Here is an 18,671-nt window from a genome sequence, read left to right as displayed (position 1 = left end):
GATTCCTTGCAGAACGACACCACTGCGGCGCCCCGCCCCTTTGGCGACCTTGCACCGTCAGTCGGCCCGATCGACCATCGAAATGCCCGGCAATGGCACAACGAACTTTCCGCCCTCGGCGAAATAGCGGGCATGCTTGGCCCGGATCGGGTCCACATAGCGCCAGGCGAAGACGACGACGAACGCCGGCTTGCGCTCGTAAAGGGCGGCGGGTGGCAGGATCGGGATGTCGTACCCCGGGCCGGCCATCACGTTCCCCTTCTTGGTGTCGTCGTCCACCAGGAAGTCGATCTTGTTCTCCAGGCCGAACTGCGGCAGCAAGGTCGTGGTACCGACAGAGACGCCATAGCCGGCCACGAGTTGACCGCGCGCATGGGCGGCATCGGCCATCGCGACCAACTCGTCGCGGATGGCAGCGATCCTCTTCGCGTAGGGCGCATAGTAGGCCGGCTGGTCGACACCGAGCCGGTCTTCCTCGGCGATGAAGCGCGCGACTTCCGCGGACGGCTTCTTGGCGCCGCCGGCACGTTGCACCGTCACGCGGATCGAGCCGCCCTTGGTCTCGATGTGCTGGACGTCGATGACTTCCATGCCGAGCCGGGCGAAGAAGCGCGTCAGCGGCTTGATGTTAAAATACGACAGATGCTCATGATAGACGGTGTCGAGAAGGTTTTTCTCGGTGACGTCGACGCCGTACTGCGTTTCGAAAACGAACAGCCCGTCCGGCGCAAGCACGTCGCGAACCCCGATCACCAGCGGATCGAGATTGTCGACATTCGCGATCATGTTGTTGGCGATCACGACGCTCGCCGCACCGTGGCTTTGCAGGATGCGGTGACCAATGGCATCGGTGAAGAAATCGCCGATGGTCTCGATCCCCGCTTCCGTCGCCCGCCGTGCGATGTCGACGGCGGGATCGACACCCAGCACCCGCATGCCGCGCTCCCTGAAGAAGCCGAGCAGCGATCCGTCATTGCTGCCGAGCTCGACGACCAGCGAGCCCGGCGCAATCCCAAACCGGCTGACGACGTCGTTGGCATAGCCCGCGAAATGCTCCCGCAGGCCGAGCGAGAGCGAGGTGGTGTAGACGTAGTTGCGGTACTGGATCTCCGGATTGCCGACATGGAGAATCTGGAGGTGGCCGCAGTCTGCGCACAGGTGCAGCGCCATCGGCACCGCGGCCCGAAAGACGGGATCGTCGACGCTGGCGTTCGGTACCTGGAAGTTCGGCGTGCCGATGGGCATGCCTGCCATCGGGACGACCAGCTCTTGCTTGTCCGAATGACAGAGACGGCAGGTATGGCGGACGTAGAACAGATTTTTCATCGTGGAACCGGAAAACGGAGACATGCGAGCGGGTAAGGCAATCTCACCCCATGGAGATCAGATCGACGGCAATGGTAATGGTCAAGAGAGTCAAGGGTGGCTCGATACCTCCTCGGCCTTTGCCAGCCGGTAGTTCGGCGAATCATCCGCAGCCTTCGCGGCCTTGTCCGCTGAATACAAGCCGCGCTCCGGACTGATCAGCCAGATCACGCCCCCTGCGAGACCGACGATCACGCTGACGGCGCCCAGCAGGAGAGAGACCGACAGCGCCTCCTCGGAAGGAACGCCGGCGAGGCCAAGACAGGCGACCATCGCCCCCTCACGAACGCCCCAGCCGCTGATCGAGATCGGAACAGCCGTCAACAGCACCACCGGCGGAATCAGGATGCCGGCATCCAGCAGGGAGAGTTGCGCTCCGACGCCGCGCGCCAAGGCGTAGCAGGCCGCCGCCGTCACGAGATGGATGAGGAGCGCCGATCCGAACAGCAGACCGCGGCGTTCGGATTGCAGGAGAAGAAACCTGACGAGCGTTCCGAACCGGACGAAGCTTGCGATCGCCGGAAGCGCGATGAGGCGCTTGGGCAGACGATCGAGCGTCAACAGAACCACGGTGCCAGCGACGCCCGCCAGCGTCAGCCCGCCGATGGCCAGGATCGCGGCCTGATTGGACACGCGTGACATCAGGAACGGCAATCCGGCCACCATCAGCACGATCAGCCCGATCAACGCCGTGAAACGGTCTGCCGCAACGCCCTTGACTGCGTCCGACCAATGCACGCCACGCTGGCGCAGCAGCCACATCCGCACCGCGTCGCCGCCGACCGACGACGGCAGCACCTGGTTGAACCAGAGGCTGATCATGAGGATCCGCCAGCCCGCGAGCCAGTCAAGCGGCACGCCGAGCGCACGCATGATCAGCTCCCACCGACCGTTGAGCACGAAGGTCTGAAAGAAGATCAGCGCAAGCGCGAGGACGAACAGGAAGGGATCGACGGAAACGAGATGGGTCCGCAACTGGCGCAGGTCGAGCCCGCGCGCGATGTAGACCAGCACCGCGATCGACAGCAGCAACTTCACCGAAAACAGGGCCGCCTGCTTGAACCGCGACTGCATCGGATGCCCGCCTCAGGACGCCGGATATTCCGCGCGACCGATGACGAGGTCGATCGCGGCCATCATCCAGAACTGGTGCGTGGTTTCGACGATGTTGTAGCTGCGGCTGTCGACGTAATAATTGACGTCGCCGAGATTGCGCAGCGGATTGTCCTCGTTCATGCCCGACAGCGTGATCACATCGAGCTTCATCGTCCGCGCCTGCGCGACCGCATTGAGAATGTTCTTCGAGCGTCCCGACGAGCTGATCGCGACGAGGCAGTCGCCGGCGCGGGCGCTCAGCCGCACGGCATGCGCAAGCCAGTCCTCGAAACCGTAATCATTGGCGAGGCACGACATCATGCTGGCATCGCTGAAGCAGAGTGCGGGCACCGATGCGTTCTTCGCCAGGTCGATCGCGAGATGCGAAGCGATGCCGGCCGAGCCGCCATTGCCGATGAAGATGACGCGACCGCCCTGCTCGCGCGCGCGCAACCAGGTTGCGCGGGTGGCGGAGATCCTGGCGAAAACGCCGGCGTCAACCGCCGTCGCGCGATGGAGGCGCCCCACGTAATCGTCGAGGAAAGCCTTGTGATCGGGATCGACGGACTCGGCAGGCATGGGCTCGCGGCTCGACTGCAACATGACGCCCTGATACCGGCTATTACTAGGGATTGCAAAGGGATAATACTTGCAAAAGCTGCGAGCGACTGTTAGTCGGCTTGAGAGTTTCACTCAACATTGGCGGGCCTGTTTCGCTGGGCATTCGCATCACGGATGTTGCCCATGAAGTGCATCGTTACTGGTGGCGCCGGTTTCATCGGCAGTCACCTCGTCGACCGCCTCCTCGACGACGGCCACGAGGTCATCGCGCTCGATAATTTCGTGATCGGACGCCCCGAAAATCTGGCGTCGCGCGCTGATTCGAGCCGGCTGAAGATCGTGCGGGCCGACGTCACCGAACTCGAATCGATCAAGCCGCATTTCGTCGGCATCGACTGGGTCTTCCATCTCGCGGCGCTGGCCGACATCGTTCCCTCGATCGAGTCCCCGATCCCGTATCATCGCGCCAATGTCGACGGCACGGTCAACGTGCTCGAGGCTGCACGGCAGGCGGGCGTCAGCCGCTTCGTTTACGCCGCGTCGTCGTCCTGCTACGGAATTCCCGACGCCTATCCGACGCCGGAGAGCGCCGAGATCCGGCCGATGTATCCCTATGCGCTGACCAAGAATCTCGGCGAGCAGTGCGTCATGCACTGGTGCCAGGTCTACAAGCTGCCCGCGGTAGCGCTGCGCCTGTTCAACGTGTACGGGCCGCGCCATCGCACCACGGGCACCTATGGCGCCGTGTTCGGCGTGTTCATGGCGCAGAAACTCGCCGGCAAGCCCTTCACGGTGGTCGGCGATGGCGAGCAGACCCGCGACTTCACCTTCGTCAGCGATGTCGCCGACGCCTTCGTGACTGCCGCGCGCTCCGAGGTCTCGAACGAGATTTTCAACGTCGGCTCCGACAACACCTACAGTGTCAACCGGCTGGTCGATCTTCTCGGCGGCGACAAGGTCCACATTCCCAAGCGTCCCGGCGAGCCGGATTGCACCTACGCCGATATCACCAAGATCAAGCGCATCCTGAAATGGACGCCGAAGGTGAAATTCGAGGACGGCGTCGCGACGATGCTGAACTCGATGGATCAGTACAAGGACGCGCCGCTGTGGACGGTGGACAAGATCGCGGACGCCACGAAGGACTGGTTCAAGTATCTTGGTGACGACAACGCCGCGGCGTCCGGCACGCCGCAGAAGGCAAGCCCGTGAACAGGTTCGCCGGATATCTTTGCCGCGAGCCGATCAATTCCGGGCCGACCAGCTGAGGCCGACCGGCGCTTTGGATAATTCACATGGGTAATCTTCCGACCGACAATGCGGCGTCGACCGACCAACTGGCGACGCACGACAAGATCAAGACGATCGAGGAACTGGGCGAGATCGCGCGATCCGCGCAAGCGCAGGGCCGGAAGGTTGCACTGTGCCACGGCGTCTTCGACCTCGTGCATCTCGGCCATATCAGGCATATCCAGGCGGCGCGCAACGAAGGCGACGTCGTCATGGTGACGATCACCGCCGACCGTTACGTCAACAAGGGACCGGGTCGGCCGATCTTCCCCGAAAACATGCGGGCCGAGATGCTGGCCTCGCTCGCGAACGTCGATTGGGTCGGCATCAATCACACCTCCAGCGCCGAGCCGATCCTGGATACGGTGCGGCCGGACATCTATGTGAAGGGGTCCGACTACGAGAACCCCGAAGACGACGTAACCGGCAAGATCCGGACCGAGCGCGACGCCGTCGAGCGTCACGGTGGGCGCATCGTGTTCACGCGCGACGTGACCTTCAGCTCCTCATCGCTGGTGAACCGGTATTTCGACATCTACGACCCTCCACTACGCGACTATCTGCAAAAGGTTCGTGAAGGCGGCGGCGCCGATCGCCTCCTGAAGCTGATCGACAAGGTGCAGGACATGCACGTCGTGCTGGTCGGCGACACCATCATCGACGAATACCAGTACGTCACGGCGCTCGGAAAGGCCTCGAAGGAAAACATCGTCGCCACGCTGTTCAAGAACGGCGAGCAATTTGCCGGCGGCGTCATTGCCGCGGCGAACCATGTCGCGAGCTTCTGCAAGTCGGTGGAGATCGTCACGACGCTGGGCGGCAACGACTACCCCGAGGAGTTCATCCGCGCGCATGTCCGTCCGAATGTCACGTTGACGCCGATCCGCATTCAGGGCCGTCCGACGACCCGCAAATCGCGGTTCGTCGAGCTGGGATATCTGCACAAGCTGTTCGAAGTCTACACCATGGACGACACGCCGCTCGACGAGGCCGATCGGAAGGAGATCGACCGTATCACTACGGAGCGCGTGCGCGGCGCGGACGTGGTGATCGTCACCGATTTCGGTCACGGCATGATCGCGTCGAGCACGATCGACGCGCTGATCGCCAACTCCAAGTTCCTGGCAGTCAACGCCCAGAGCAATAGCGGCAACCACGGCTACAATCTGATCACGAAATATCCGCGCGCTGATTACATCTGCATCGACGCGCCGGAGGCGCGTCTGGCGGCAACCGACAAGTTCAGCGACATCGCATCCGTGATCGCGGCCGGCCTGCATGGCAAGATCGACTGCGACAACATGATCATCACGCACGGCTCCTTCGGCTGCTACCCGTTCTCGTCGAAAACCGGCGTCGCGCGCGTTCCCGCCTTCACCAAGACCGTCGTCGACACCGTCGGCGCGGGGGACGCCTTCCTGACGATTACCGCGCCGCTGGTCGCCGCCGGTGGCAATATCGAGGACGTCGCCTTCATCGGCAACGCGGCCGGCGCGATCAAGGTCGGGATCGTCGGCCACCGCAGCTCGGTCGAAAAGGTGCCGCTGGTCAAGTTCGTCACCGCATTGTTGAAGTAGCGCGAACGGCAAATACTGGAGAACGACAGTGATTGGTCAAAAATGGAATGTGATGGTCACCGGTGGTGCCGGCTATGTCGGCAGCGTGCTGGTTCCCCAGTTGCTCGCCGCCGGCCACAAGGTCACCGTGCTCGACCTGTTCATGTATGGCGAGGACGTCTTCGATGCCGTCCGCAACAACCCCAATTTGCGCCTGATCAAGGGCGACATCCGCGATGAAGCCGCGATCAACGAGGCCCTGCGCGGCAACAACGCCGTGATCCACCTCGCCTGCATCTCCAACGACCCGTCGTTCGAGCTGGATCCGGGGCTCGGCAAGTCCATCAATTACGACTGCTTCCGGCCGATGGTGCGCGCCGCCAAGAAGGCGGGCATCAAGCGCTTCATCTACGCCTCCTCGTCCAGCGTCTACGGCATCAAGGACGAGGCCGAGGTGACCGAGGACCTGTCCTGCGAGCCGCTCACGGACTACTCGAAGTTCAAGGCGATGTGCGAGACCGACCTTGCCGACGAGGCCGCGTCCGGGTTCGTCACCTGCACGGTTCGTCCCGCAACCGTCTGCGGCTACGCGCCGCGGCAGCGGCTCGACGTCGTCGTCAACATCCTGACCAATCTCGCGGTCAATACTGGCCGCATCCGCGTGTTCGGCGGAACGCAGCGCCGGCCCAATTTGCACATCGAGGACATGTCCGCCGCCTATCTGTTCCTGCTCCAGCAGGATGACGCAAAGATCGACGGCAAGACCTACAATATCGGCTACGAGAACCACTCGCTGATGAAGATCGCCGACATCGTCAAGTCGGTGGTCGGCAGCAATGTCGACGTCGTCGTCGAGCCGACCGACGATCTCCGCTCGTACCACGTCTCTTCGGAGAAGATCCGCCGCGAGCTCGGCTTTGCGCCGACCCACACGATCGAGCAGGCCGTGTCCGGCCTCGTCAACGCCTTCAAGGGCGGCCGCCTGCCGAACTCGCTCAACGACCCCCGGTACTTCAATATCAAGATGATGCAGAACATCAGCCTGAAGTGAGCGGCGTGCGGATCGGCATCGATTTCGACAACACGATCGTCTGCTACGACAAGGTCTTTGCCGCCGTCGCACGTCAGCGTGGGCTGGTGCCGGAGGGGTGGGAGGGGCTCAAGACCGACGTGCGGGATCATCTCCGGTCCCGCGTGGGCGGCGAGCTTGCCTGGCAAGGACTGCAAGGCTTCGTCTACGGCAAGGGAATTGGCGGCGCCGAAATCTATCCGGGCGTGCGGGAATTCCTGGCGATGTGCAAGCAGGCCGGCTCGAAGGTCTCCATCGTCAGCCACAAGACCCGATTCGGTCATCAGGACCCCGACCGCACCGATCTGCGCGACGCCGCGCGCAGCTGGCTGCGTGGGGCCAGCCTGATCGACGCTGCGGATGCGGCGCTGGCCATCGGCGACGTCTATTTCGAGGACACACTGGCCGCCAAGGTCGAGAGACTTGCGAGCCTGGAGCTCGATGTCTTCATCGACGATCTCGTCGACGTCTTCGAGCAACCGCATTTTCCGAAGGCCACGCGATCGATCCTGTTCACGCGGTCGCAGTCTCCCCACCCGGAACACTGCAAGCCGATCGCGACATGGGCCGATATCCGCCGCGAGGTGTTTGCGGCATGAGCGAGACCGACATCACCGCGCCGGATGCGATGGCGATCGGCAGCCGCCTGGCCGGTGCGCGGGTCGCCGCCGCCCAGCCGGCACGGTCCGGCGGCAACAACAGGGTGTTTCGGCTGGAGATGGCGGAAGGACCGCCCCTTGCCCTCAAGCATTATCCGTCCGACGGACGCGATCGCCTGGGACAGGAATATGACGCGCTCTCGTTTCTGTCGCGCCACGGCATCACCTCGACACCGCGGCCGGTCGCCAAGGACGCGGATGCGTTCTGCGCGCTGTACCAATGGTTCGACGGCGAGGCCGCGGTGCTGCGCCCCCAAGACGACGATGCCGATCAACTCGCCGATTTCCTGATCGAGCTGCAGAAGCTGCGCGACGCCGAAGGCGCGCAGAATCTGCGGAACGCCTCGGCCAGCATCTTTTCGCCCGAGGCAGCCATTGCCCAGTATGAGCAGCGCCTGGACGGACTGAGGCGGGTCTCGGATCATCATCCCGACCTGCGCGCGTTCATGGAGGGCAGCCTCGTTCCCAGCACCGCCGTCGCGATTCGGCAGCTCCGCCAACGTTACGCGGAACTGGGCCGGGATCCCGCGGCGGACCTTGCGCCCACCCATCGCGCATTAAGTCCGTCCGATTTCGGACTGCACAACGCGCTGCGCGCCGAAGACGGGTGCTTACGATTCATCGACTTCGAATATTTCGGCTGGGACGATCCGGTCAAGCTGGTGTCCGACACGGCCGTTCATCCCGGCAGCGATCTGCCTGAGGCGAGCGCGAATCGCTTGATCGAACGGCTGTCGCGTGCCTTCGAGGCTGGGGATGACGCGTTTGCGATCCGCCGTGACGTACTGTATCCTGTGTTCGGGGCGATTTGGTGCCTGATTGTCCTGAATGCCTATTTGCCGGAAAGCCGCTCCCGGCGCGCGTTGACTGCGCAAGGTGGCGATCTGACGGTTCGCCTTGCCGGTCAGCTCGACAAAGCCCGACGGCTCCACCAAACGATTTACCCAAACGATTCGCAGACGTGATCCAGATCTCACCCCACGCTGAAGCCGCCCTCACCTGCACGCTGGACGAGCGCAGTCTCTATTTGCGTCGCCTGGTCCTCGGTTCTGTCCGCTCCGCGGGACGCGGACATGTCGGTCCGGCATTGTCGCTGATCGAAATGGTCCGCGTGCTCTACGACGACGTGCTGCGGATCGATCCGAACAACCCGCGCGATCCGAACCGCGACCGCGCGATCCTCAGCAAGGGGCACGGGTGTCTCGCGCTCTACGCCCTGCTCGCCGATCGCGGCTTCTTCCCGCTGTCGGAGCTGGACGGCTTCTGCGGCCCCGACAGCATTTTGGGCGGACATCCCGAGTACGGAATGGTGCCGGGGGTCGAGGCGTCGACCGGCGCGCTTGGACACGGCCTGTCAATCGGTGTCGGCCTTGCGCTCGCCGCGCGCATGCGCGGGCGCACCTACCGCACCTTCGTCCTGCTCGGCGACGGCGAGATCAATGAGGGATCGGTGTGGGAAGCCGCCATGGGCGCGGCCAAGCACGGGCTCGACAATCTGGTCGCGCTGATCGACTACAACAAGCTGCAGAGCTACGGGCCCACCGATTATGTCCTGCCGCTGGAGCCGCTCGCGGACAAATGGCGCAGCTTCGGCTTTGCCGTGCAGGAGCTCAACGGCCACGACGTCGGCGCCCTGCGCACCGTCCTGAAGCAGGTCCCGGCCGTTCCGGGAAAGCCCACCGCGATCATCTGCCATACCGTCAAGGGCAAGGGTCTGCCGGCCGCGGAATCCAACGCCGATTGGCATCACAAGAACAAGCTGACCGACAGCGAGCTCGACGCCATCCGCGTCGCCGTCGGCGATTTTTGATCGGCTCCCCATGCGCAACACCGCCATGAACATGGTCCACAAGCTCGCCACGCGCGACGAGCGTGTGCTTTACATCGGCTCCGATCCCGGCGCGGGCACCTTGCGCGCGATGAGCAAGGAGTTTCCCAAGCGCCACCTGATCGAAGGCATTTCGGAAGCGCACATCATCGGCATGTCGGCCGGTCTCGCGATGGAAGGCTTCGTGCCCTACGTCAACACCATCGCGACATTCCTCACCCGCCGCTGCTACGAGCAGGTGGCCGTCGATCTCTGCCTGCACAATCTGCCGGTGCGGCTGATCGCCAATGGCGGCGGGCTCGTCTATGCGCCGCTCGGCCCCACCCACCAGGCGATCGAGGACATCGCCATCATGCGGGCGCTGCCGAACATGACGGTGGTCTGCCCGTGCGATGCCGACGAGGCGGCGCGGCTGATGGAGCAGACGCTCGACTGGACCGGGCCGATCTACATCCGGCTCGGCAAGGGTGGCGACGCCGTCGTCTCGAAGGCCGAGCACGGCTTTGAGATCGGCAAGGCCATCCTGATGCGGCCGCCGGGCGACGTCGTCATGGTCACGACAGGCATCATGCTCCAGCGCGCACTCGCTGCGGCCGACCTGCTGGCAGCGCAGGGCATTCGCGCCGGCATCCTGCACATGCACACGGTCAAGCCGCTCGACACCGAGGCACTGCTGCAAGCGATCCGGGGCACCAAGCTCGTGGCGACGCTGGAGGAGCACGTACCCTCCGGCGGCCTCGGCAGCGCGGTCGCGGAGGCGCTGATCGACAAGCTCGGCTCTGGCCTTCCGGCGATGCTGCGGTTGTCGCTGCCGGACCGGTTCATGCACAATTATGGATCGCAGGACTCGCTGCTGAAGAAGCACGGACTTTCCGCCAGCGCCATTGCGACCTCGATCGAGCGCGCCCTCGCCGCCTCGCACACCTCCTCCCCTCAACTTCATTCCACCTGACGGGCCCCATGCACGACGTTCGATATTCCTATCTGCTCGAGCAATTCTCCGATCCGGCACCGATCCTGGCCGAGATCGGCCGACTGGTGGCGACCGGTGACTTCACCCTGGGCAAGCCGGTCGCCGAATTCGAACGGCGCTTTGCCGAGCTGATCGGCGTGCGTCACGCCATCGGCGTCGGATCGGGCACCGATGCGCTCAAGCTGCCGCTCAAGGCGCTCGGCATCGGCCATGGCGACGAGGTCATCACCGCCGCCAACACCTTCATCGCCACCGTCGGCGCCATCGCGGAAACCGGCGCGACGCCGGTGCTGGTCGACTGCGACGATTCCTTCTGCATGAACGTCGACTACGTCGAAGCCGCGATCACGGAGAAGACCAAGGCGATCATGCCGGTTCAGTTGACCGGCGAGGTCACCGACATGGGCAAGCTGATGGCGATCGCCCAGCGTCACAACATCCCCGTCGTCGAGGATTCCTGCCAGGGCATCCTGTCGGAGTTTGCAGGAAAACGGTCCGGTACCCACGGCATCGCGGCGGGCTTCTCCCTGCATCCGCTCAAGAACCTCAACGTCTGGGGCGATGCCGGTGTCGTCGTCACCAATGACGACGGGATGAACGAGCGGCTTCGTCTGATCCGCAACCACGGCATGAAGAATCGCGACGAGATCGCGATCCTCGGCTGCAATTCGCGGCTCGATTCCCTCCAGGCGGTGGTCGGCAACTGGCTGATCGGCCAGACCAGCGAGATCACGCGCCGTCGGATCGAGAACGCGGCCTATTACGACGCGGGCCTTGCCGGCCTGCCCGGCCTGCGCATTCCGCCGCGCCGGCCCAACGTGAAGCACGTCTACCATCTCTACATGGTGTTCGCCGAGCGCCGCGACGAGCTCTACAAATACTGCCTGGACAACGGCATTGAAGCGAAGATCCACTACCCCATCCCGCTGTATCAGCAGGAAGGCCTCAAGCATCTCGGCTACGCGCCGGGCAGCTTCCCGGTCACCGACCGCCACGCCAAGGAAGTCATCAGCTTCCCCGTCGACCAGCATCTGACGCGGGCGCAGCAGGACCGCGTCATCGAGACCGTCCGGAAGTTCTGCCATGGACGCTGACACCGGCCGCCGGCGCATCGGTTACGTCAATCTTCCCGCGCAATTCGAGGAAGAGCGCGTTGAGATCATGCAGGCGGTCGAGGGTGTGTTCCGCCGCGGCGATTTCATCGGCGGCGCGGCCGTTGCGAAGCTCGAAGAGGAGCTCACCACCTATCTCGGCTCGCCGCATGTGGTGACGCTGAATTCCGGCACCGATGCGCTGATCCTGTCGTTGAGGGCGCTCAACATCGGTCCCGGCGACGAGGTGATCACCCCGCCGAATTCGTTCGTGGCATCGACCGCCGCGATCATCGCCGTCGGCGCCACGCCGGTGTTTGCGGACGTGCTGCCGGACCAGAATATCGATCCCGCGGCGGTCGAGGCCGCCGTCACCCCGCGGACCAGGGCGATCATGCCGGTGCACCTGACCGGACGCATGGCCGACATGAACCCGCTGATGGCGATCGCGGCCAAGCACGCTCTCGCCGTGATCGAGGACAGCGCCCAGGCGGTCGGCTCGACCTATGACGGGCGGATGAGCGGGACCATCGGAACGTTCGGCTGCTTCTCCGCCCATCCGCTGAAGAATCTCAATGCCGCGGGCGACGCCGGCTTCGTCGTCACCGCCGACGCCGAGCTTGCCGCGAGAATTCGACGCCTGCGCAATCACGGCCTGATCAATCGCAGTGACGTCCAGGAGTGGGGCATCGTGTCACGCCTCGACACGGTCCAGGCCGAGGTGCTTCGCATTCGCCTGCGTCACCTGCCCTCTGTCATCGAACGCCGGCGTCGCAACGCCGCGCAATACCGCGCCGAACTCGCCGGCCTTCCCCTGTTCATCCCGGTTTGCCGCAACATCGAGTTCAACACCTTCCACACCTTCGTCGTGCAGACGGACCGTCGCGACGACTTCCAGAAATATCTTGCCGCCAAGGGTATCGAGACCGCGATCCACTATCCGGTACCGATCCACCTCCAGGAGGCGGCGGCGCATCTGGGTCACGGCCGCGGCGCGTTCCCGGTGACCGAGCGGCAGGCGAATCAGATCCTCACGCTTCCCATCCACCAGTTCCTCTCGGCCTCGGATATCAGCTATGTTTGCGCGACCGCCCGGGAGTATTTTGCATGACGGACACGGCTTTCCTCGAGGCCGATGAGCAGGCGCTGGCGCAACGGTTCATCGACGACGGCTTCGTCACCACACCGGCCGACGATCGCGCCGGGCTCGACCGGATCCAGCGGCGCGCCGCCGAGCTCGCGGCGGACCATCTGAAACTGCCGCACGGCAACGACCCCTACGCGATGCTCGACACCATCCACACGCGGGTGAGTGTGGATGATCTCAACGGCCTGCGGCTGCACGTCTTCAACGGCCTCAACGCCGAGCCCTGGTTCCGGCCGACCTATTTCCGTCTGGCGCGCTCGACGATCGAGACCATCGTCGGCAACGAGCTCTGCATGCAGCGCCGCGTCAATCTCAGCATCCAGCTGCCGGGCGACGATTCCTCGCTGCTCGCCACCCATTCCGACGTCTGGTCGGGCGACTCGCCGTTCGAGGTCGTGGTATGGGTACCGCTGGTCGACGTCCACCGCACCAAATCGATGTATCTGCTGCCGCCGTCCCTGAACGGCGACATGCAGGACCGGATGGCCAGCCTGCGCAGCGCCGAGGAACTCTACAAGACCATCAAGCCGCACGCGACCTTCATCGAGATCCCCTACGGCCACGTGATGCTGTTCAACCAGACCCTGATGCACGGCAATCGCGTCAACGAGGAAGCCGGCTCGCGCTGGAGCATGAACTGCCGCTTCAAGAGCATCATGTCGCCGTACGCGGACAAGCGATTCGGCGAGTTCTTCGAACCGATCCTGCTGCGCCCGGCGACACGCGTCGGCATGCAATACAAGCTGCCCGGAGGCTTTCATGGCTGAGCGAACCGGCCATCGCGGCTATATCGGCGCCCGGCCGCTGAACGGCAGCCGTACCCCGCAGCACGTCCAGAACATCGTGATCCGCGACTACGCGCGGCGGAAGAACCTGCATTATCTGCTCAGCGCCGCCGAGCACACCATGCAGGGCAGCTACATGGTGCTCGAGGACATCCTGGACGAGCTGCCGCGGTTGCGCGGCCTGATTCTCTACAGCATCTTCATGCTGCCGCCCGACGAGGCACGGCGGCGGGAGATTTACGACCGCGTGCTGAGCGAGGGCTGCGATCTGCACGCGGCCGTCGAGGAGATCACGCTGTCCTCGCGCGACAACATCCAGGCCGTCGAGGACATCCTGCTCGTCAACAAATTCGCGACCATCCTGTGACGATGCCGCGGACCGGTTGGGGACAATGACCGAGATCAACCTGCTCCAGCCGATGCACGCATCGACCAAGCGGAACTACGTTCAGCGGGTCGTCGAGCACGATAAGGCGGAATCCGCCACCGTGGCCCGGCAATGGGGACACGACTACTGGGACGGCGACCGCCGCTATGGCTATGGCGGCTACCGCTACGACGGACGGTGGCGCCCGCTCGCCCAGACCCTGATCGACCGCTATGGCATCAAGCCCGGGATGAGCGTGCTCGATGTCGGCTGCGGCAAGGGCTATTTGCTCTACGAGTTCACCCAGCTCGTCCCCGGCCTCACGATCGCCGGCATCGACATCTCCGACTATGGCATCGCCAACGCCAAGGAGGAGGTGCGGCCGCAATTGAAGGTCGGCAACGCCGTCGAACTCCCCTACCCCGACCACAGTTTTGATCTCGTGGTGTCGCTCGGCGTGCTCCACAATCTTCCGCTCGAGGACGTTTTCCGCGCCGTGTCGGAGATCGAGCGCGTCGGCCGCGACGCCTCGAAATATCTGATGGTGGAATCGTTCCGCGACGAGCGCGAGAAGGCCAACCTGCTCTACTGGCAGCTCACCTGCCTGAGTTTCCACGGTCCGGAAACGTGGGCCTGGATCTACGACAAATGCGGGTACCGGGGCGATCATGGGTTCATCTTCTTCGAATGAAGCAGCGGGCCTGCGCCGGCCGGTCTCGCTGCGTGCGCAAAATCCCGAAGTGTATTATTCGGACGACGCCATCGTCACGGCGGATGACGCCACGATCGCGGAACTGAAGCGCATCGCCGCCGGCAATCCGCGTCTGCGCAGCCGGCTGTGCACCCATCCCGATCCCTCGTCCGGCCTGCACGAGATGCTGATCGTGCATCATCGCGAGGCCTATGTGCGGCCTCACAAGCATTTTGGCAAACCTGAATCGTTTCACGTGATGGAGGGCACCGCGCAGGTCGTGATCTTCGAGGACGACGGCCGCATTCGCGACGTGCTCGAGATGGCGCCTTACGGCCAGGGCAAGCGCTGCTATTACCGGATGCCCGAGCAGGTGTTTCACTCGATCCTGATCACCTCGGAATGGCTGGTGTTTCACGAAACCACCGCCGGTCCGTTCGATCCCTCCCGCACGGCATTTCCCGACTGGGCTCCCGACGGCAGCGATGCCGCCGAGGTCCAGGACTACGTCACGAAGGTTGGTGCGCTCGCCGCGGAACGTGTGGCGAGAGAATAGACATCAACCGCTATCGCTGCTCGACTATCCCGCCGTGTCTGACCGAGGACGACACCAGCCGATGAGGCCGCCTGCAAAAGCACTGGTTACTCTGGTCAAGTTCGTTGTCTCGATCGGGATACTCGTATTGCTGTTGCGCGGCCAGGACTTGTCGTCCCTGAAAGCCGATCTTCTCGCCGTCAAATTGAACATGCTGGCGCTTGCGGTGCTGCTGCTGTTCGCCCAGACTTTCGTGCTCTGTCACCGCTGGATCCTGATTCTCCGCGCCATGCATGTGCCGCTTGATTGGCCGGCAGGGTGGCGCATTGTCATCGTCAGCACGTTTTTCAATCAGGTGCTGCCGGCGGGCGGCGATGCGGTCCGGGTCTGGATGTTGCGGCGGCGTGGCGAGCAATGGTCAAGGGCCATCAGCAGCATCGTGGCCGATCACTTCGTCGCGCTGTTGGTCCTCGGTGCTATCATATTCGCAGGAATGCCGTTCCTGCTCCCGCGGATAAGCGATGGCTCGCTCCTCTTCGCCATCGTCACCGTTCTCGCCGTTGCATGCCTTGGCGCAATCGCTTTGGCCACGCTGGATCGTTGGCCGCCTGGCATGATCGGGATCCTGCCGGCGAGGATCGTGCAATTCGCGATGCTGGTCAGGGCTCCGTTGCTGGCGGCCGAAGGGCGCGGGATGCTGATCGCGTCCGCCGTCCTCATCCACCTGATCACGGTTGCAGCCTGCTATGTCCTCGCGATCGGCCTCGACGCACCAATCTCCGCGCTTGATGCATTCGTTCTCGTCCCGCTCGTCATCCTGTCGTCCGCGGTTCCGATCTCGATCGGAGGATGGGGGGTGCGAGAAGGCGCGATGGTTGCCGCGCTTGGCCTGGCGGGGATCGCATCCGACAAGGCGCTCGCGATATCGGTTTTCCTCGGCCTCGGCGGCCTGATCGTGGGACTGTTCGGCGGCCTGGTATGGCTGCTCGCACCGGAGCGCGCCAATTTCAGCGCAGACCAGGCCCGGGCCGTCGCCGAACGGACAGACGCTGCGCCGATCAAACCATGACAGGACCAGGATTGCATTGCTTTGGCGCCAAGTTCGAAAACGACGAATTGACGCCCCGGCGCGGCAACTTAAGAATTGTGGCACGACCTGTAGCGCGATATAGCCTTCAACTGCCTCGCGTATCGCCTGAGGCGCCGATGTTCCCCTGCTTTTCCTGCACAGAGCCAAACCCGTGACCGATCATTGCCGCCTCTGCCATTCGACCAATTTGCGCCCGGTCATCGACCTCGGACAGATGCCGATTGCGCATCGGCTTCGGCACAGCCGGGACGAACAGGATGAACGGTATCCGTTCGAGGTGCTGGCGTGTGGGGAGTGCGGCCTGCCCCAGATCGTCAAGCCGATTGATCCTGACATTCTGTACCGGCAGTTCAACTACAATTTCAGCAGCTGGAAGCCGGAGCCGCACCAGGTCGACGAGCTCGATACCATCGCCAAATTCTCGAGCCATCAATCGGTGTTCGAGATCGGATGCAACGATGGCCTGTTCATGGACAAGCTTCGCGAACGTGGCGCGAAAGTTTTGGTGGGCGTCGAGCCCAACCCGGTGTCGGGCAAGATCGCCCGCGAGCGCGGCATCAAAGTCTATGCCGACATGATCAGCCCGGCGCTGTGTCACGACGCGGTCGCCCAGGCCGGCCAGTTCGACCTCGTCGTCTCGCGCCAGGTGCTGGAGCACATCGTCGATTTCGAGAACTTTTTCGACTGCGTGAAGATCGCGTTGCGCGACGACGGGCTGCTGTTCATCGACGTGCCTGATTTCGCACCCGGCTCGACGGCGGGCGACCTCTCGGTCCTGTGGGAGGAGCACGTCAGTTACTTCACCGAACCGACGCTGCTCGCGCTGCTGGCGCGCCACGGCTTCGAGGCGGTGTCGGTGAAGAAATACAATTTCAGCGGCGGCAGCCTCGCGATCGCGGCGCGACGCGCGACGCGCGACGTGACGGCGCCGCCCGCACCGTCCGGCGTCGGCGAGAAATTCGGTCGGCGCGCAAGGGAGTACGGCGAGCGTCTTCGCCCGATCCTCGCCAAGGCCCGCGCCAACGGCGCCGAGATCGCCATCTACGGCGCCGGCTGCCGCGCCTGCACTTTCACCAATGCCCATGAACTCGCGGATCTCGTCGACCTCTCGGTCGACGACCAGAAGGAGCGCCAGGGCTTGTTCCTGCCCGGCACCGGCATTCCGATCCGCGCGCCGGAGGACCTCGCCGGCAAGTCGGATCCGCTCGTCTGTCTTCTCGCCGTGAACCAGGAGAACGAAGACAAGGTCAGCAGCCGGCTGCGCGAAAACGTGAAGCGTCCGCTCCACATCGTTTCGATCTTCGCGCCCTCGGACATCTGGAACGAGCTCGATCGCCTCGAGGCGGCCGCAGGGTCGCGGCATGGCTGACGACAAGCTCTTCAACTACTACGAACGTCAGGACGTCCTACCGACGTTCGGGAATTTCAAATCCGCCGCCGAACTTGAAGCCTATGCCGGCCTGCGGCGCGAGTTGTTTTCGGACAAGCTGGTGCTGCCGCCGCGGTTGTTCCGCGACGCCGACGTGCTCGAATTCGGCCCTGATTCCGGCGAGAACGCGCTGGTGTTTGCGGGCTGGGGCGCGAACATGACGCTCGCCGAGCCGAACCGGCATGCGCACGCGAAAATCCAGGCTTACTTCACGCATTTCAGCCAAGCCCAACGTCTCCGCGAACTCGTATCGTCCGATGTCGAAGGATTTCGCAGCGATCGTCGTTTCGACATCATCGATGCCGAAGGATTCATCTACACGGTGCAGCCGACTGAAAATTGGCTCGGCATCTTTCACCGGCTGCTCAATCCGGACGGTTACGCCGTCGTTTCCTACTATGAGCGCTACGGCGGCTTCTTCGAGCTCGCGCTCAAGGCGATTCATGCGGCCGGCAAGGCACTGACGGGCCGTCCCGGGCTCGAAACCGCGAAGATGCTGTTCGACGCGAAATGGATCAGCATTCCGCACACGCGCGGCTTCGAATCCTGGCTGATGGACGTGCTCGAAAATCCTTTCGTCCGGCACCGCTACTTCCTCGACGCGGGAGCGTTGTGTACGGCGGCGCATGGGCAGGGATTCGATATCCATTCGGCGTGGCCGGCCTATCGCGACAGCCTGGACGTCTACTGGCACAAGATGATCCTGTCCGATGACGAGAAGCTGCGGCGCGCGACGCGCCATCTCGGCCGCAGCCGTCTGAGCTTTCTCGGCGGACGGAAGCTCTATCTGGCCGGCCGGACCGAAGCGGTCGACGCGATCTCGGCTACGATCGAGACACTGGTCCTCGATGTCGATGCGATGATCGACGATCCCTTGGGCGACAGCCTGCCCCTCGTGATCGCGAGCCTCGCGTCGCTGCGCGAGACGATACGGACGACGGATATTCTCGCCGACGATGCTTCCGACATCGACGCCATCATTGCGACCCTCGACAGTTTCCATCGCATCTTTGGTGCGATCGGGCGACGCGACGTGTCCGCGGTCACCGCCCTCACCCAGTCAGACCCGGCGTTCATCAACACCTGGGGACAGCCGGCGCATTTCCTCGTCATCCGGAAGCGCTTCGAGGGATCCTAGCA

The 18,671-nt window shown here is 63.8% G+C and carries 19 protein-coding genes; 16 read left to right on the top strand and 3 right to left on the bottom strand.

Translation table 11 applies throughout. The features are described from left to right. Window positions 1-57 precede the first annotated feature (57 nt). The 3 genes from QCM77_RS16340 to QCM77_RS16330 form a co-directional block, all read right to left on the bottom strand. Entirely contained in the window at window positions 58-1,326 is a 1,269-nt protein-coding gene (locus QCM77_RS16340) for a methyltransferase domain-containing protein (protein ID WP_279661944.1), read from the bottom strand. A gap of 90 nt (window positions 1,327-1,416) precedes the next feature. After that, window positions 1,417-2,439 (bottom strand): lysylphosphatidylglycerol synthase transmembrane domain-containing protein, encoded by a 1,023-nt coding sequence (locus tag QCM77_RS16335; protein ID WP_279684232.1) that lies wholly within the window; start codon window positions 2,437-2,439, stop codon window positions 1,417-1,419. Window positions 2,440-2,451: 12 nt separating this feature from the next. Then, on the bottom strand, window positions 2,452-3,039 hold the full coding sequence (locus QCM77_RS16330; RefSeq protein WP_279684231.1) for an SIS domain-containing protein: 588 nt from the start codon (window positions 3,037-3,039) through the stop codon (window positions 2,452-2,454). Window positions 3,040-3,204: 165 nt separating this feature from the next. Here QCM77_RS16330 and QCM77_RS16325 point away from each other — a divergent pair, with 165 nt between their 5' ends. The 16 genes from QCM77_RS16325 to QCM77_RS16250 all read left to right on the top strand — a co-directional run bounded on the left by QCM77_RS16325 (window position 3,205) and on the right by QCM77_RS16250 (window position 18,669). Further along, window positions 3,205-4,233 carry an SDR family oxidoreductase gene (locus QCM77_RS16325; RefSeq protein ID WP_279684230.1) on the top strand — a complete coding sequence of 343 codons (1,029 nt, stop codon included), beginning with the start codon at window positions 3,205-3,207 and terminating at the stop codon, window positions 4,231-4,233. Window positions 4,234-4,316: 83 nt separating this feature from the next. After that, window positions 4,317-5,888 carry a PfkB family carbohydrate kinase gene (locus QCM77_RS16320; protein ID WP_279684229.1) on the top strand — a complete coding sequence of 524 codons (1,572 nt, stop codon included), beginning with the start codon at window positions 4,317-4,319 and terminating at the stop codon, window positions 5,886-5,888. Window positions 5,889-5,916: 28 nt separating this feature from the next. Next, window positions 5,917-6,918 (top strand): NAD-dependent epimerase/dehydratase family protein, encoded by a 1,002-nt coding sequence (locus QCM77_RS16315; RefSeq protein WP_275168114.1) that lies wholly within the window; start codon window positions 5,917-5,919, stop codon window positions 6,916-6,918. Window positions 6,919-6,923: 5 nt separating this feature from the next. Then, window positions 6,924-7,535, top strand: coding sequence for an HAD family hydrolase (locus QCM77_RS16310; protein ID WP_279684228.1), 612 nt, complete (start codon window positions 6,924-6,926; stop codon window positions 7,533-7,535). Continuing rightward, window positions 7,532-8,560: a phosphotransferase gene (locus QCM77_RS16305; protein WP_279684227.1), complete on the top strand. Its 1,029-nt coding sequence runs from the start codon at window positions 7,532-7,534 to the stop codon at window positions 8,558-8,560. The genes QCM77_RS16310 and QCM77_RS16305 overlap by 4 nt, the downstream gene beginning before the upstream one ends. Next, window positions 8,557-9,405: a transketolase gene (locus QCM77_RS16300; RefSeq protein ID WP_279661928.1), complete on the top strand. Its 849-nt coding sequence runs from the start codon at window positions 8,557-8,559 to the stop codon at window positions 9,403-9,405. Before QCM77_RS16305 ends, QCM77_RS16300 begins: the two co-directional genes overlap by 4 nt. 10 nt (window positions 9,406-9,415) lie before the next feature. Further along, a complete protein-coding gene (locus QCM77_RS16295) occupies window positions 9,416-10,375 on the top strand; it encodes a transketolase family protein (protein WP_279661926.1) in 960 nt (319 codons plus the stop codon). Between the two features lie 8 nt (window positions 10,376-10,383). Further along, the gene (locus tag QCM77_RS16290; protein ID WP_279684226.1) at window positions 10,384-11,490 is read left to right on the top strand and encodes a DegT/DnrJ/EryC1/StrS family aminotransferase; all 1,107 of its coding nucleotides are present in this window, start codon (window positions 10,384-10,386) and stop codon (window positions 11,488-11,490) included. Beyond that, window positions 11,480-12,598 carry a DegT/DnrJ/EryC1/StrS family aminotransferase gene (locus QCM77_RS16285; protein ID WP_279684225.1) on the top strand — a complete coding sequence of 373 codons (1,119 nt, stop codon included), beginning with the start codon at window positions 11,480-11,482 and terminating at the stop codon, window positions 12,596-12,598. Before QCM77_RS16290 ends, QCM77_RS16285 begins: the two co-directional genes overlap by 11 nt. After that, on the top strand, window positions 12,595-13,401 hold the full coding sequence (locus QCM77_RS16280) for a sporadic carbohydrate cluster 2OG-Fe(II) oxygenase (protein WP_279661920.1): 807 nt from the start codon (window positions 12,595-12,597) through the stop codon (window positions 13,399-13,401). The genes QCM77_RS16285 and QCM77_RS16280 overlap by 4 nt, the downstream gene beginning before the upstream one ends. Next, window positions 13,394-13,786 (top strand): LIC12192 family sporadic carbohydrate cluster protein, encoded by a 393-nt coding sequence (locus QCM77_RS16275; RefSeq protein ID WP_279684224.1) that lies wholly within the window; start codon window positions 13,394-13,396, stop codon window positions 13,784-13,786. Before QCM77_RS16280 ends, QCM77_RS16275 begins: the two co-directional genes overlap by 8 nt. Window positions 13,787-13,811: 25 nt before the next feature. Then, window positions 13,812-14,477 (top strand): class I SAM-dependent methyltransferase, encoded by a 666-nt coding sequence (locus tag QCM77_RS16270; RefSeq protein WP_279661916.1) that lies wholly within the window; start codon window positions 13,812-13,814, stop codon window positions 14,475-14,477. Beyond that, window positions 14,455-15,033, top strand: a complete 579-nt coding sequence (locus tag QCM77_RS16265) for a WbuC family cupin fold metalloprotein (RefSeq protein ID WP_279661914.1) — start codon at window positions 14,455-14,457, stop codon at window positions 15,031-15,033. Before QCM77_RS16270 ends, QCM77_RS16265 begins: the two co-directional genes overlap by 23 nt. 61 nt (window positions 15,034-15,094) lie before the next feature. After that, on the top strand, window positions 15,095-16,081 hold the full coding sequence (locus QCM77_RS16260) for a lysylphosphatidylglycerol synthase transmembrane domain-containing protein (RefSeq protein WP_279684258.1): 987 nt from the start codon (window positions 15,095-15,097) through the stop codon (window positions 16,079-16,081). 172 nt (window positions 16,082-16,253) lie between these two features. Beyond that, window positions 16,254-17,471, top strand: a complete 1,218-nt coding sequence (locus tag QCM77_RS16255; RefSeq protein WP_279684223.1) for a class I SAM-dependent methyltransferase — start codon at window positions 16,254-16,256, stop codon at window positions 17,469-17,471. Continuing rightward, window positions 17,464-18,669 (top strand): class I SAM-dependent methyltransferase, encoded by a 1,206-nt coding sequence (locus QCM77_RS16250; protein ID WP_279684222.1) that lies wholly within the window; start codon window positions 17,464-17,466, stop codon window positions 18,667-18,669. The genes QCM77_RS16255 and QCM77_RS16250 overlap by 8 nt, the downstream gene beginning before the upstream one ends. Window positions 18,670-18,671: the final 2 nt, after the last annotated feature.

It is taken from the genome of Bradyrhizobium nivariense, from assembly GCF_029846695.2.
Taxonomy (GTDB): Bacteria; Pseudomonadota; Alphaproteobacteria; order Rhizobiales; family Xanthobacteraceae; genus Bradyrhizobium.
This window is presented reverse-complemented; position numbering and strand designations above follow the sequence as displayed.